The sequence below is a fragment of the Thiomicrorhabdus sp. genome (genome assembly GCF_041583835.1).
GTDB lineage: Bacteria > Pseudomonadota > Gammaproteobacteria > Thiomicrospirales > Thiomicrospiraceae > Thiomicrorhabdus.
Genome location: NZ_JBFHFC010000004.1, coordinates 44883 through 60237, shown reverse-complemented (window position 1 = coordinate 60237; position 15355 = coordinate 44883). Strand labels below are relative to the sequence as shown.

11 protein-coding genes are annotated in these 15355 nt (G+C 48.8%); 5 read left to right on the top strand and 6 right to left on the bottom strand.

Annotated elements, in window-relative coordinates:
* Positions 1-72: 72 nt before the first annotated feature.
* The 6 genes from ABY044_RS03365 to ABY044_RS03340 all read right to left on the bottom strand — a co-directional run bounded on the left by ABY044_RS03365 (position 73) and on the right by ABY044_RS03340 (position 9725).
* Positions 73-3075, bottom strand: a complete 3003-nt coding sequence (locus ABY044_RS03365; protein ID WP_373018160.1) for a hypothetical protein — start codon at positions 3073-3075, stop codon at positions 73-75.
* A gap of 265 nt (positions 3076-3340) precedes the next feature.
* Complete coding sequence (locus ABY044_RS03360) at positions 3341-4567, bottom strand: aspartate kinase (RefSeq protein ID WP_373018158.1); 1227 nt, start codon at positions 4565-4567, stop codon at positions 3341-3343.
* Positions 4568-4584: 17 nt separating this feature from the next.
* Positions 4585-7176, bottom strand: a complete 2592-nt coding sequence (gene alaS / locus ABY044_RS03355) for an alanine--tRNA ligase (protein WP_373018156.1) — start codon at positions 7174-7176, stop codon at positions 4585-4587.
* 52 nt (positions 7177-7228) lie between these two features.
* Entirely contained in the window at positions 7229-7804 is a 576-nt protein-coding gene (locus ABY044_RS03350; protein WP_373018154.1) for a regulatory protein RecX, read from the bottom strand.
* A 3-nt stretch (positions 7805-7807) separates the two neighbouring features.
* Entirely contained in the window at positions 7808-8848 is a 1041-nt protein-coding gene (recA, locus tag ABY044_RS03345; protein ID WP_373018152.1) for a recombinase RecA, read from the bottom strand.
* A 346-nt stretch (positions 8849-9194) separates the two neighbouring features.
* Entirely contained in the window at positions 9195-9725 is a 531-nt protein-coding gene (locus ABY044_RS03340; RefSeq protein WP_373018150.1) for a CinA family protein, read from the bottom strand.
* Positions 9726-9766: 41 nt separating this feature from the next.
* On the opposite strand from ABY044_RS03340, the gene mutS reads away from it, so the two are divergent.
* Genes mutS through ABY044_RS03315 form a run of 5 tightly spaced genes read left to right on the top strand, consistent with a single transcriptional unit; the run spans position 9767 to position 15303 of the window.
* Positions 9767-12370, top strand: coding sequence for a DNA mismatch repair protein MutS (gene mutS, locus ABY044_RS03335; protein ID WP_373018148.1), 2604 nt, complete (start codon positions 9767-9769; stop codon positions 12368-12370).
* 11 nt (positions 12371-12381) lie between these two features.
* On the top strand, positions 12382-13245 hold the full coding sequence (locus ABY044_RS03330) for a tetratricopeptide repeat protein (RefSeq protein WP_373018146.1): 864 nt from the start codon (positions 12382-12384) through the stop codon (positions 13243-13245).
* Between the two features lie 55 nt (positions 13246-13300).
* A complete protein-coding gene (locus ABY044_RS03325; RefSeq protein WP_373018144.1) occupies positions 13301-13843 on the top strand; it encodes a cytochrome b in 543 nt (180 codons plus the stop codon).
* 21 nt (positions 13844-13864) lie between these two features.
* Entirely contained in the window at positions 13865-14701 is an 837-nt protein-coding gene (locus ABY044_RS03320) for a DUF5718 family protein (protein WP_373018142.1), read from the top strand.
* Positions 14702-14748: 47 nt separating this feature from the next.
* A complete protein-coding gene (locus ABY044_RS03315; protein ID WP_373018140.1) occupies positions 14749-15303 on the top strand; it encodes a DUF1415 domain-containing protein in 555 nt (184 codons plus the stop codon).
* The last annotated feature ends 52 nt before the right edge of the window (positions 15304-15355 follow it).

Here is a 15355-nt window from a genome sequence, read left to right as displayed (position 1 = left end):
GGAAGGAATTGGCGTTGACGGCGGCTAATTAAAAAAAAACCCTCTTTCCGAAATCGGAAAGAGGGTTCGGTTTTATTTAATCAAAGTTAACCCGCCGCCGCTATCGGCAACATAAGCTCGGCCGTTGATTACGACGACATCCAACGCCGAACCGACCGTATTGATATGTTCTTTCAGGACGGGTGCCGTCGGCTCCGTCCAATCGATTTTAATCACCCCGGCATCGCCGTAAGCAACATAGACCAGCACTTTGCCGTCAACCTGAACGATATCCATACCGGCCGCACCGCCTCCCAAGTCCGCCATGTCGGCGCTGCCGAAGAAATTGGTGTCTTGAAGTTTGAAGCGGGCCGTCACTTCCGGTCTTTGATCCGTTCCGTTTTTAGTCCAGATACTGGTCGGATCGGTACCTTCAATCAGTGGTGCAATCAAATCGGCAATTCGATATTCGACCACACCGAAGCTGTCATAGGTGAATATGGCGTAATCTCCAACTATTCTCACTACAACGCTTTTACCGTCCGCTTTCCCGACGGTGCTGTCTTCGATTTTGATCGGTTCGAACACCTTAACCAAAGACATGTTCGTCGGATCAGTTACATCGACAACCCCAACACCGCGGCTTCCGGCGGCAACAAAGGCATAGGATTTTCCGCTCGCGGAATCCTCCCATAACGCCACACTGGAGGCCTGACCAAGTGGTGGCTGGGAAACCGTATCCCCACCGATGTTACCGACCACATAACCGCTTGCCGGATCCGTCGGGTCTTTACTTAAATCATAAACCGTCAAACCATTGCTACCGTCCGCCGTAAAGGCCAGAGTCCCTTTCAACGCCGTACCGTAGGTATGATCTTGCATAGACAGTCCGGCGACATTACCGCCATCCGTATTATGCTCGAAAATGTCTGTCAGCTTAGGATAGAGCAATACCGGTTCGCCAACGGCACCTTCTTCCGTGGTGTCAATTCTTCGCAACCCGCGACTTTGCGACATAACCAAGACAGACTGATTGGCACTGTCAACGACGACATCGTAAGCATGAGGAGTCGGATTAATGGTTTCCGTACCCAATGTTACCGGATACTCACTTTGCAGCGTATTGGCCACCACATGGACGTCATCGATGGCATTACAATCTTCATCTGCAATCTTCCAGACAGACATTCCGTGCGGACCGTCCGCTAAGAAAAGTAGATTTCCGTATGCTTCGATCCCTTCGGAGTGACCGATATTGATCTCTTGCGTCGCCGTGCCGTCAGCCGCCGCACCGATCTCGTCGGTAGTCGCGAAATGTACCGGCACTTCAAACTTAGGATCTGCTGAAGTGTTGACGTCAATGAAGTTCAACCCGCCGCCTCCGGCGGTTAGCGCAACGTCAACCGCACCGCTTGCAGCAGGATCGAACACACTAGATAACGCGAAGTTATTACCGTGTCCGCTCACTTCACCCGTTGCTAATACAACAGGTGATTCATAGACATAGGTCGGAATTTCTTCCTCACCATCTGGAATCGGCGTCATATCGTAAGAGGTAACGAACTCATAATCCGGCCAATGATCGCCAAGGGTTCCGCCCGGTTCGTCGTTGTTATAAGCACCGGCACCATTAGGACCATGCCATTGATTCGGGTTGTCAGCATGATCCAACACCATCAAACCTGAAAAATGATCTGAAAAATAGACCTGATTATTAGCCGCATCGACTTTCACATCGACGACACCCGCCTCTTTCAACATCCCCGCACCAAAATACGGGAAAAGACTTTTCGCTTCTTCACCGGTCTCATCATTCGGTCCATGCGCCGGAACGGCTGGCGCGTAACCTAAATAAGAGGCCTGCAGGAACGGTTTGGCATCGTCTACATTGGCCGTACAGGTTGCATTTCGAGGACCGGCGTTGTCATAACCGGTGACATCCACAGCCACCATACCGGCAAGACCATAGGCGATATAAGCGATGGTTTTGTCGTTACCCGGGCCACCCGCATCCGGATAGTTCACCACATCGACTTTACGTGCCTCGTAATAAAATTTACCGTAACGATCGAAATCGGCCCACGGCGTCGGCGCAACCACGTCGCCATGCCAAACATTCACGATTTCAAAATTGGTCTGATTGTAATCAGGCATTCCGGTACATGCATCGATATTGCCCGCTTGTACGGCACTGGAAACATCCAGATTAATAAACCAGTCTTCTCCGCCGTTTGCTTCGGTCGCATCGGTATAAAGACTGTACTGCCCCACTTTCTCCAACGTTTCAGGATCGTAAATACCGATTCCCAAATAACCTTGGGCGACAAACAATCTCTGATTCAGTCCGGTACCGTACAATGTCAGACTCTTAGGACCTCCCCATGGGTTTTCTCCGGCATACTGCAACGTATACACTTCGGAATCGATCTTTAAGCTGCCGTCCGCTTCACGCCCATCAACCTCGTCAAACAAATTGTTTAACGCCGTCTTGTGCAAACCGTAGCCTTCATCACCGATAATCAACTGTACCGGTGTATTCGGATCACCGTCGTTATAAATAGCCAACGAGCTAATCGGCGCACGCGAACTGGAAATGGTATTGTCGGGAACAATGTCTCCGCCACCTTCTGCCCAAGTAATTCCCGTCTGTTCATAATTCACTTTTACGCTGGCAACCAAAGACATATTCGAAGGATCGGTAATATTGACGACCGCAATCCCTTCGCCGCCCATTGCCAATAACGCATAGCGGTTACCGCCTTGAGCGTTATAAATTTTGATATCGCGAATGAAACCGCCTACTTCCAATCCGTATTCCGTACTTTTGGTTGTACCGAGCTGAGTGACTTTCAACTCATTGGCAACGTTAAACACAGTCCACTCGACAGCGTCTTTCGTGAAAAACTGCACTGAAGAAGTCGCCCCACCGATCCGTTCCGCCGTACTCAATGATGCCTCTTGAGGCACGTTACAGGTTTCTGGAATGCCATCACTGCTACTACAGCCACTCAACGTCAACACTGACGCCAACAACACCCCCAACCCGGACAAAATAGGACGTTTATTTGAACTTGACCCCATATATAAACTTCGCATACCCCTTCCCCCAAAAACCTTAAAAAAAATATTAGTTAGTGCTTTTATTAAAACATTGCCCCCCTTGTTTTAATAATTCTTTTTACTTATCGGAAAACTCGATTCCATAAAAAGCATTAATCACTGTGTGGAAATTTTCGTTATAGCAAATCTCATTATGATTTGTGTTATTTCTATGATTACCTTTCATAGGTCGAAACTTTTTTTAAGGTATAAAAAAACCCGCATTAAGCGGGCTTTTTATAAACAAACAGACGTCTTGGAATTACTTGTCCAATTCGAAAGCTTCGTGTAATGACTGAACCGCCAATTCAAGATAAGCTTCGTCGATAATGACCGAAATCTTGATTTCCGTCGTACCGATCATTTGGATATTGATGTTATTATCCGCCAACGTCTTAAACATCTGGCTAGCGATGCCGGAATGAGACTTCATGCCGACTCCCACCATAGAAATCTTAACGATCGTATCGTCCGAAAGCACTTCGCGAGCGCCTAACTTGTTAGCAGTGCTTTGCAGAATTTCCAAAGCGGCTGCTAAATCGCCGCGCGCAACCGTAAAGGTAAAGTCGGTCGTACCGTCAATTCCTTGGTTTTGGATAATCATGTCGATTTCAATATTCGCATCCGAAATCGGACCAAGAATCTGGTAAGCGACACCCGGCTTATCCGGCACACCTAAGACCATCAATTTTGCTTCATCGCGACTGAACGCAATACCGGAGATTAGAGGTTTTTCCATCTCGTTTTCCTTAAAATTCTCTTCTGAAGTAATGAGCGTTCCGCCCCCCTCTTGCATCGAGGAAAGCACACGCAAAGGGACATTGTATTTACTGGCGAACTCGACCGAACGAATCTGTAAAACTTTCGCTCCCAAACTGGCCATTTCAAGCATTTCGTCAAACGTAATATGATCCAAACGCTTTGCTTCCGGCACCACACGCGGGTCGGTCGTATAAACGCCGTCAACGTCGGTATAGATTTGGCACTCGTCCGCATTCAAAGCCGCAGCCAAAGCCACCGCAGTCGTATCCGAACCGCCACGTCCCAACGTCGTAATATCACCATCCGGCGTAACGCCTTGGAATCCGGCAACAACAACGACCTTGCCTTCATTCAATTGATTGAAGATTTTCTCGGAATCAATCTCTTCAATACGCGCTTTACTGTGGACGTCATCCGTTTTAATCGGAACCTGCCAACCGGTATAGGAAATCGCCGGATACCCTTTTTCCTGCAAAGCCATGCTTAACAAAGCAATCGTCACCTGCTCGCCCGTCGTTAACAATACGTCCATTTCACGCTTGGAAGGACGTGCTTGAATCTCTTGAGCCAAAGCAGTCAAACGATTGGTTTCGCCACTCATAGCCGAAACCGCGACGACGACCTGATGACCTTCATCGACAAATTTAGCGACTTTATTCGCTACGTTCTGGATACGCTCAACGTTACCGACCGACGTACCGCCATATTTTTGAACAATTAATGCCATTGCTTTCTATTTTCTTCTTATTTCGACTCTACCCAGGCATGAACCGAGGCAAGTGCTTTATCTAGATTACTTGGGTCTTTACCGCCAGCTTGCGCCATATCAGGACGACCCCCTCCTTTTCCGCCAACTTGCTGTGCCACAAAATTGACGAGTTCACCCGCTTTAAAGCGATCGGTTGCCGACTTACTCACACCCGCAACCAACGTCACTTTTTCGCCATCCACTGCAGACAGTAGAATAACGGCCGGTTCCAACTTATCTTTCAACTTATCAAGCGTTTCACGTAAGGTATTGGTATCGGCACCTTCCATCTTGGCGGCCAATACATTCACACCGGAGATCTCAACCGCCTGACCGGCAAGGTCATCGCCTTGAGAAGCGGCCAACTTGCCTTGAAGCTGCTTAAGCTCTTTTTCCAGCGCCTTATAATCGGCCACCATCTGAGAGACTTTTTCCGCCACCAGGTTTTTATCGGACTTCACGGCATCGGCTATCTGTTCCAGACGTGCATCTTCGTCATAAATCATCGACCAAGCCTGCTCGCCGGTAGCCGCTTCGATACGACGTACGCCGGAAGCGATCCCGCTTTCCGATACAATACGGAACGGGCCGATATCACCCACCGAATTAACGTGCGTTCCACCACAAAGTTCAACCGAGAAATCACCCATATCGACAACACGTACGACATCGCCGTACTTCTCGCCGAACAGTGCCATCGCCCCTTTCGCTTTCGCCGATTCGATGTCCATCTCGTTCATGCCGACCGCTTCGTTCAACATGATGTTATGGTTGACCAATTTTTCAATTTCACGCAATTGCGCGGCTGAAATCGGTTCGAAATGCGAGAAGTCGAATCGTAAACGATCCGGCTTAACCAAAGATCCTTTCTGCTGAACGTGCGTACCAAGAATCGAACGCAAAGCGGCATGCAACAAGTGCGTGGCCGAATGGTTCTTTTCGCTGGCGCGACGGTCGGCGATATTGATCTTGGCGTGAATTTCCTGATCAACTTGAATCGTACCCGCCGTCACCTTACCGTGGTGCAGGAACAACTTGCCTTGCTTATGGGTATCGTTGACATGGAAACTGTTCATCCCTTCGGTCAAGCTTCCGCTATCGCCGACCTGACCACCGGATTCCGCATAAAACGGCGTGCTGCCTAGAATCACAATCGCTTCGGTCCCTTCGTCAGCGGATTCGACCGACTTGCCGTCTACGAAAATCGCCAGAATCGTCGCATCCGCTTCGTCGCGATCGTAACCGATAAAATGCGTTTCACCCTCAAAATCGACACGGTTCTGTGCACTGCCCGAGAAGCTGCTGGCAGAACGGGCACGCTCACGCTGCTCTTCCATCGCTTTTGCAAAGCCTTCCTCGTCCACCGTCAGACCTTTTTCACGCGCAACGTCTGCCGTCAAATCAAGCGGGAAACCAAACGTATCGTACAACTTAAAGGCCATATCGCCTTCAATCACGGTACCTTTCATGTCGGCAACGTAATCTTCAAGCTGCTTCATACCGTTTTCTAACGTTTCCGCAAAACGCTCTTCCTCAAGCTTCAAGGCACGCTCGACATTGGCCGCTTCCGCTTTCAATTCAGGATAGGCTTCGCCCATCTGCTCGACTAAAGTACCGACCAACTGATGGAAAAACGGCTGGCTTTGACCCAATTTATAACCGTGACGGATCGCTCGACGGATGATACGGCGCAATACATATCCGCGCCCTTCGTTCGAAGGTAATACACCGTCGGTAATCATGAACGCACAAGAACGGATGTGGTCGGAAATGACACGCAAAGAACTGTTTGAAAGGTTCTTCTCGCCGGTCAGTTCACTCGCCTTTTTAACCAAAGCACGGAACAAATCGATATTGTAGTTATTGTGAACGCCCTGCATAACCGCCGCCAAACGCTCCAATCCCATACCTGTATCAACAGAAGGCTTCGGTAATGGCGTCAAAGTACCGTCTGCAGCACGGTCGAATTGCATGAATACCAAGTTCCAGATTTCAATGTAACGGTCACCGTCTTCGTCCGGTGAACCCGGAGGACCACCGGCAACGTCCGAACCATGATCGTAGAAAATTTCACTACAAGGACCGCAAGGACCGGTATCACCCATCGACCAGAAATTGTCTTTTGCACCGCAACGCGAGAAACGCTCTGCACTGACGCCCATCTCTTTCAACCAGATATCTTCGGCTTCCTGATCTTCTTCAAAGACGGTAATCCACAGTTTTTCTTCCGGCAGTTTTAACTCTTTGGTCAAAAATTCCCAAGCATACTGAATCGCTTCACGCTTGAAATAATCGCCGAAACTGAAGTTCCCCAACATTTCGAAGAAAGTATGGTGACGGGCGGTATAACCGACGTTTTCCAAGTCGTTGTGCTTACCGCCGGCACGAATACAACGTTGCACCGTAGTCGCGCGGTTGTAATCACGCTGTTCCTGGCCTAAGAAGGTCTCTTTAAATTGCACCATCCCCGCATTGGTAAACAACAGGGTCGGATCATTTCCAGGGACGACAGGGCTGGAATGCACTGCGGTATGGTTTTGCTTAACAAAAAAGTCTATAAAAGCCTTTCTAAGTTCTGCACTGGTCATAGGGTTAAAACCTTAGTTCAATAAAAATAATTCTGTTTAAATCTCGATCGCATCAACGATAGACTTTCCAAATCCACTCAGCCGGAAACCCCCGACTTTGCAGAAAGCGCATCCTTTTCGCCTGCTCGTTGCGTTGTTGCGGTTTGTCGAGTTCGCCGTATTTTTTAAGCAGCACTTCGCGCATTACGTCCAACCAATCCGCTTCGTCCAAATCCAGACTGGCTTCAATCTGCGATGAATCGTCGCTGGTCTGCTGCAGCTTCTGACGGATTTTCAACGGCCCCTGGCCTTTGTTCATAAGACTGAACACCGCCTGCTCGATATAACGTTGATCGCTCTGCCAGTTGTTTTCCTGACAACGTTGAATCACGTCATCCACCAAAAGCTTCAACAAACCCGGTGGTTGCCGAGTTTCCGCCAACAACTCGTCGGTTTCGGGAAACTTCGTCAACAGCTTGGCTTTCAGCTCTTTTGCGCCATGCTCGCGAATCGCCAACAAGGCTACCGCTTTAGATTCAATCTGCCGACTCAACGACTCGACAATCGAATCCGCATCCTCCTGTTCAACAGGAGCGGACGACGCCTCTGGCTGCTTTAACTGCTGGAGGAACTCTTCCGCGCTTTTCAAATCTTACTCGGCAGCCGTTTCTAATTCCGCTTCTACGGCTTTTTTACCGGTTTTAGCCGGCATCATTATTTCTTTAATCTGAGTCATCAGCGTTTCGGCGATTTCCGGATTTTCAATCAAGTACTGGCGCACATTGTCTTTCCCTTGGCCGATCTTCTGATCGTTGTAGCTATACCAAGAACCGGATTTTTCAATCAATTTCTCTTTTACGCCCAAATCGATGATTTCGCCTTCGCGTGAAATACCCTGACCGTAAAGAATATCGAATTCCACCTGTTTGAACGGAGGAGAAACCTTATTTTTCACGACCTTAACACGGGTTTCGTTACCTAGAATTTCATCGCCTTTCTTGATCGCACCGATTCGACGAATATCCAAACGTACCGACGCATAGAATTTCAATGCGTTACCACCGGTAGTGGTTTCAGGGCTACCGAACATAACACCGATTTTCATACGAATCTGGTTGATGAAAATAACCAAGGTGTTGGTACGCTTGATATTCGCCGTCAACTTACGCAACGCCTGAGACATCAGTCGCGCCTGCAGACCCATGTGTGAATCACCCATATCGCCTTCGATTTCCGCTTTAGGCGTCAAAGCAGCGACCGAATCCACAACCACGATATCTACCGCACCGGAACGCACCAACGCATCGGTAATTTCCAATGCCTGCTCACCGGTATCCGGCTGTGACACCAATAAGTTATCGATGTCTACGCCTAGCTTTTCTGCATAAATCGGATCCAATGCATGCTCGGCGTCGACGAATGCCGCCGTACCGCCTAATTTCTGGGCTTCTGCAATGGCGTGCAACGTCAAGGTTGTCTTACCCGACGATTCCGGACCGTAAATTTCAACAATACGCCCTTTCGGCAAACCGCCTATGCCCAACGCCATATCCAAACCTAAAGAACCTGTAGAGATCGCTTCGATATCACGTACAACGCCTTCGTCGCCCATACGCATAATCGAGCCTTTACCAAATTGCTTTTCAATTTGACCTAAAGCGGCGGCCAGTGCTTTTTGCTTATTTTCATCCATCTTTTTACGGTCCTTTTATTGGCTTAACATTCGCCCGCTAACTAACAAGACAGCGGGAGTGCATTTTGAAACATCCCTTCAGGCACTCAAACCTTACTTAGAGACTTTTCGCGCAGAATCAATGCCCATCAATAAAAAGCCCTTGTTTAACCGGAACCGAATTTTCCGTTTAAACAAAGGCTTTTCGCGTCTTGGTTTTCCCAACTAATTCAACACCCTACTCAGGGGAATAAAACCGAGACGATGACCGCACCAACTTCTCCCCTACAGAGCCGCAGAATTATCCCACAATTTAAAATCAAATCCTAGAGTTATGATTGTGATTCTGCACTTTACGAAAAGGAATTCATCCTTGTAAAATTTTCATGATTCCCATTAACGCAACCTCCGTCGTCTGCTCTCTGATCGATTGCCGATCTCCGCTGAACAAAAAGGCCTGACTCTCTACCTTATCGTGCCCTTGTAACGCCCAAGCAATCCACACGGTTCCTACCGGCTTATCCGGCGTTCCACCGGTCGGACCGGCAATTCCACTACAAGCCACACTGACTTTAGCATGCGATTGCTGCAACGCACCCAGCGCCATTTCCTGTACGCATTCCTGACTGACGGAACCCTTTTTCTGAATAGTGGCTTCATTCACGCCCAACATCTCTTTTTTGGATTCGTAACTATAAGTGATGTAGGCACGATCGAACCATGCGGTACTGCCACCAATCGAAGTCAATGCCTCGGCGATCATTCCACCCGTACAAGATTCCGCTGTGACCACCATGCAATCATGATCCACCAACGCTTTACCCACTTCAGAAACTAAGGTTTCAAACCCCATCTCGCGCACTCCATTATTGCTATCCAATGTAATATGACCTAGCATACCCTTTTTTAGCAATTATTAAAATTCACACAAACAGAAACATGGCCGAAAAATCGACACAACACACCCCTATGATGCAACAATACCTGGCAATCAAAGCCGAGCATCCCGATCACTTGTTGTTCTACCGTATGGGCGATTTTTACGAACTGTTTCATGACGACGCCAAAAAGGCGGCGGAACTGCTCGACATTACACTCACCGCACGCGGCAAATCCGGCGGCCAACCGATTCCGATGGCCGGCATTCCGCATCACTCGGCAGACGGCTACTTAGCCAAATTAGTTAAACTCGGCGAATCGGTCGCAATTTGCGAACAGGTCGGCGACCCGGCAAACAGCAAAGGGCCGGTAGAACGTAAAGTGGTGCGCGTCATCACCCCCGGAACCTTGGTGGAAGAAGCCTTACTGGAAGACCGTTCGGAAAATCTATTGGCCGCCATCACCCAAGCCAACGAAGTTTACGGACTGGCTTATCTGGATGTCGCCAGCGGCCGTTTCGAAGCGACTCAACTTGAAAACGAAACCCAATTAAGTGCCGAAATCGAACGCCTGAAACCCTCCGAAATGCTTTTGCCGGATGACGATCTTTTGCGTGAATCTCTACCTGAATCCATTTTAAAACGGGCTGGCGTGGTTCGTTACCCGGCCTGGCATTTTGAAGTCAAAAGTTCCAAGAAACGCCTGACCGAACATTTCGGCACACAAGATTTAACGGCGTTCGGCTGTGAAACCAAACCGGCGGTAACGGCTGCGGCAGGCGGTATTCTGCACTATGCCAAAACCATGCTGCAAAACGGCTTGGAACATATCCAAAGCTTAAACACTTACCAGACGGACGACACCTTAGTTCTTGACGCCATCAGCCGCCGCAACTTGGAAATCGACACCAACTTAAGTGGCGGCACGCATAACACGTTAGCGGCTATTTTGGATCACACCGCTACCGCGATGGGCAGTCGCCTTTTGAAACGCTGGCTGAACCAACCGTTGCGTAACCAAGCGGTCATCAATGCTCGATTGGATTCCATTGAAGAGATCATCGGGCTGCAAGACGACGAACTTCTGCGTCAATCGCTTAAACAGATCGGTGACATGGAACGTATATTAAGTCGTGTGGCTTTATATTCCGCCCGCCCCCGCGACCTATTGCAACTCGGCCGCGCGTTAAACAGCCTGCCCGACTTACAGAGTTTGCTGGGCACGCATCAGGTCGAAAAACTCCTGAGCCTCGCCGACAAAATTGCCACCTTTCCGGAATTGGCTACATTGCTCGATCAAGCCATTACCGATAATCCGCCGATGTTAATTCGCGACGGCGGAGTCATTGCAGAAGGCTACGACGCCGAACTTGACGAACTGCGCAACCTGAAAAACGAAGCGGGCGATTTTTTACTGAAGCTTGAACAGAGCGAACGCGAACGCACCGGTATTAACACGCTGAAAGTCGGATATAACCGCGTCCACGGATATTACATCGAAATCAGCAAGCTGCATTCCGATCAGGTGCCGACCGAATACGTCCGTCGACAAACCTTAAAAGGGCAAGAACGCTATATCATCCCCGAGCTGAAAACCTTTGAAGACAAAATCCTCAGTGCCGGTGAAAAATCTCTGGCGCGGGAAAAATGGCTTTATCAGCAGCTATTGGAAACCCTGAATAAATCGTTGTCCGCACTGCAATCATGTGCTGCCGCCCTGTCGGAGTTGGATGTATTAGTCAATCTGGCCACCCAGGCTATGGCCCTAAATCTGACACGCCCGATCTTGACGGAGCAGCCCGGCTTATCAATTACCAAAGGCCGACATCTGACGGTTGAAGCCGTGTCGAGCGAACCGTTTATTCCAAACGACACCCGCTTTGACGAACAAAGACAGCTGCAAATCATCACCGGACCGAACATGGGCGGTAATTCGACCTATATGCGCCAGACTGCCTTGATCACCTTAATGGCGTTCATGGGGAGTTTCGTACCGGCCGACTCGGCACAAATCGGCCCGATCGATCGCATCTTCACCCGCATCGGGGCATCCGACGACCTGACCTCCGGACGTTCGACCTTTATGGTCGAGATGACCGAAACCGCCAACATTCTGCATCACGCCAGCGAACAGTCGCTGATTTTGATGGACGAAGTCGGACGCGGTACTTCGACTTTCGACGGTTTGGCTCTGGCTTGGGCAATCGCCGAACATATGGCGAACAAAGTCCGCGGTTTCTGTTTGTTTGCCACGCACTACTTTGAACTGACTACGTTAGCGGAACAGTTTAACAACACCGTTAACGTGCATCTTGATGCAATCGAACACCAAGATAAGATTGTGTTCCTGCATCAAGTTCAAGAAGGACCCGCTTCGCAAAGTTACGGGCTGCAAGTAGCGGCATTGGCCGGCGTACCGCAAAAAGTCATTCAAAGCGCTAAACGCCACCTGGCTAATCTGGAAAATCAGACCATCCAGACCGCCCAAAATAGTCAAGCCGGCGCTCCTAATGAAATACAGCAATTTGACATGTTCGGTCATTCCGAACCGGACCCGAAACTCGAAGCGTTGCAAGAAGCGCTGGAAGCGTTCGATCCGGATGAAATGACTCCCAAAATGGCCTTAGATGCCTTGTATCAACTTAAAGCCATACAAAAAGGTTAATCAGAAACACTATGTCGCAAGCCTACATTACGGACATCACCAAAGAAAACCTGCAAGAGATTTTAAGCCACTCGGCCAAGCTCCCCCTCTTAATTCATTTCTGGGAACCTCGTAACGAGGAGAGTGTTCAGGCCAATACCATTCTTGAAAAGTTGGCTACGGAAATGGCCGGGCAATTTATTCTGGCCAAAATCAATGTCGGCCAGCAGGCTGAAATGGCCGGGCACTTCGGTGTTCAAGAAGTCCCCTATTACAAGCTGGCTTTCCAAGGCGAGATCGCAGGAGAAGCGGCCGGACTGCAAACCGAGCAGGCCTATTGGGATCTGTTGAAAGGATATGTTAAACAAGACCCGTCCGAAGAACTGCGCGCGCAAGCGAAACAGGCCTTTGCAAGCGGACAGTTCGATCTGGCGGTGAAACTGCTCGGCGAAGCGGCCAAAACCGACCCGAATAACTTCAAGGTACATTTGGATTTAGTACTGATGTATTTGCAGACCGGCCACCTTGATAAAGCCAAGGACTTGTTCTCAAAACTACCTGAAGAAGCGCAGCTGTCACCGGAAGGTAAAAACATCAACGGTATCTTGAACTTCTCTGAAGCCGTAGGCGAATCCGACGACATCCACACCATCCAGCAGAAATTGGCCGAAAATCAGGACGATCCGGATGCCCTATACGGACTGGCCGCTTATCTGGTTCTGAACGGTCATCCCGAGAAAGCAATTCAAACGCTTTTCAAACTCTTTATCGTCGACCGAAACTACAAAGACGGCATTACGCAAAAATCATTACTAAAACTCTTTGACATGCTAGCTGAAAGTAATCCACAATTAGTCAATGCCTCGCGCAGAAAACTGCAAGGACTGTTATATTAAGCGGCATCAATCAGCATTCAATTCATATTCAATATTTTCAATATAGGTAAAAGTTATGGAACTTAAAAACGGTATCAATTCATACGGCTTAGTCAGCCGGGCCAACCATTGGATTTCGGCATTGCTATTCATCGGCTTGATTGCACTGGGCATCTACATGGGCGACCTACCGAAAGGCCCGGAAAAACTTGAACTCTATAACTTGCATAAATCCTTAGGGATCGGCCTTTTAGCCTTGATGGTTCTGCGTTTGATCTGGTTGAAAGTCAGCCCGAATCCAAGCCAAATCTCTTACAGCAAATTCGAACATATTCTTGGTCATGCCGTTAAAGGCATTCTTTACCTAGCGATGTTAATGATGCCGATCTCGGGATGGATCATGAGCAACTCCGGCGGACACGAAGTCGCCTTTTTCGACCTTTTCGTACTGCCGACCATCGTAGGCGAAAATGAAATGCTGCACGAAATCGCTGAGGAAATCCACGAAATCGGCGGTTACGCCATGATCGCAGTAATTGCATTGCATATTGCAGGTGCCTTGAAACATCACATCGTCTACAAAGACGAAACCCTAAAGCGCATGCTAGGCAAAAAATAATCAAGAAGTTCAACAACAAAGATGAAATTTGATTTACACAACACCCTTTGTTTCGGCGTGGCGGGCAACTTTGCCCACCACCTTGAACAGGCGGGGGAAAACGCCGATTTTGTGAACGTTACCACCGAAAGCGAAAACGCACCGAAAGGTCTGTTCCCATACTATGTTCCGGGAGCAGAAAGCTTCGTCGGCACCTATCCGCTTTCTCACAACGAAATCCGATATCCACGGGACATGCAACAAAACGCTAACCTTCATATGGAAGCCGAAGTCTGCGTCCTTTTCGACGTAACCTATACCAATGGCGGTGTCAGCGCCTTAAAACCCAAAGCCTTTTCCGCATTCAACGACTGTTCCATCCGTAAGGAAGGTGCTAAAAAGATCAGCGAGAAAAAGAATTGGGGACCAAACAGCAAAGGCGTTTCAGAAGATTTTTTGGCCTTGAACCGTTTCGAAAAAGGCGGCGAAATGGATCCGTTCCATATCGCCTCGTTTTTAAAGCGCGACGGACAGTTACATGCGTACGGCGAAGACAGTCCGGTATTGACTTACAACTACTTCTACACCCAATTGTTGGAATGGATCATTCACCAACTGAACCACCAAAGCGATTTTGGCCCACTGGAGGATCTGCCGAGCATCATCAAACAGTGCCACTATCCGGAACAGATCATGGTCAGTCTGGGGGCAACCAGCTACACCCATTTCGGAGAAACAGTCTTCCTTCAACCCGGAGACGAACTTTTTCTGTATGTCTACGACGCACGTAAAAACACACTTGATGACGTGACCGAGCATGCTTCGGGCAAATCGATCCAGTTGGAAAATTGCTCGATATTGAATCAAAAAGTCGTTTAATCCACTTCGACATTAACCCGACCCACCCAATTGCCAGGAAAAACTTTATGCTGATAAACTCAACCGAAATTGAACAGCAAATTCGTAATTGGCTGCAACAGGTGGTCATTGGATTAAACCTATGCCCGTTTGCCGCCAAACCTTATCTGGACAACCAGGTCAGAATCGCAATCAGCGATTGTCGGGACGAAGCCTGCCTGCTGAATGATTTAAACGACGAACTGAAAAACCTTGACGCTCATAACCCCCAAGAAGTTGAAACGACGTTGGTCGTATTGCCCGACATGCTCGGGGACTTTTACGACTACAACGAATTTCTGGATCTTGCAGAGGCTCTACTTGAAGAAGGCGGTTGGAGCGGCACTTATCAAATCGCGAGTTTTCATCCGCATTATCAGTTTGCAGGCACACAGCCCGAAGACAGTGAAAATCTCACCAACCGTTCGCCTTACCCGGTACTTCATCTGATTCGCGAAGCCAGTTTGGAAAAAGCGCTGCAATATTATCCCGATCCCGAAACGATCCCGGATAAGAATATTGAGACCGTTCAAAACCTGACGGATGCGCAGAAAAAGAGTCTATTCCCCTATCTGTTCGGATAAAAACGGCAAGCGATTGCGTTCCCTACTTAAAAAATACGTGCCTTAAAAGCCA

Coding starts and splice junctions, on each gene's coding strand:
- ABY044_RS03365 (WP_373018160.1), bottom strand. CDS start 3,075: ATGCGAAGTTTATATATGGGGTCAAGTTCAAATAAACGTCCTATTTTG.
- ABY044_RS03360 (WP_373018158.1), bottom strand. CDS start 4,567: ATGGCATTAATTGTTCAAAAATATGGCGGTACGTCGGTCGGTAACGTT.
- alaS (WP_373018156.1), bottom strand. CDS start 7,176: ATGACCAGTGCAGAACTTAGAAAGGCTTTTATAGACTTTTTTGTTAAG.
- recA (WP_373018152.1), bottom strand. CDS start 8,848: ATGGATGAAAATAAGCAAAAAGCACTGGCCGCCGCTTTAGGTCAAATT.
- ABY044_RS03340 (WP_373018150.1), bottom strand. CDS start 9,725: ATGCTAGGTCATATTACATTGGATAGCAATAATGGAGTGCGCGAGATG.
- mutS (WP_373018148.1), top strand. CDS start 9,767: ATGGCCGAAAAATCGACACAACACACCCCTATGATGCAACAATACCTG.
- ABY044_RS03330 (WP_373018146.1), top strand. CDS start 12,382: ATGTCGCAAGCCTACATTACGGACATCACCAAAGAAAACCTGCAAGAG.
- ABY044_RS03325 (WP_373018144.1), top strand. CDS start 13,301: ATGGAACTTAAAAACGGTATCAATTCATACGGCTTAGTCAGCCGGGCC.
- ABY044_RS03320 (WP_373018142.1), top strand. CDS start 13,865: ATGAAATTTGATTTACACAACACCCTTTGTTTCGGCGTGGCGGGCAAC.
- ABY044_RS03315 (WP_373018140.1), top strand. CDS start 14,749: ATGCTGATAAACTCAACCGAAATTGAACAGCAAATTCGTAATTGGCTG.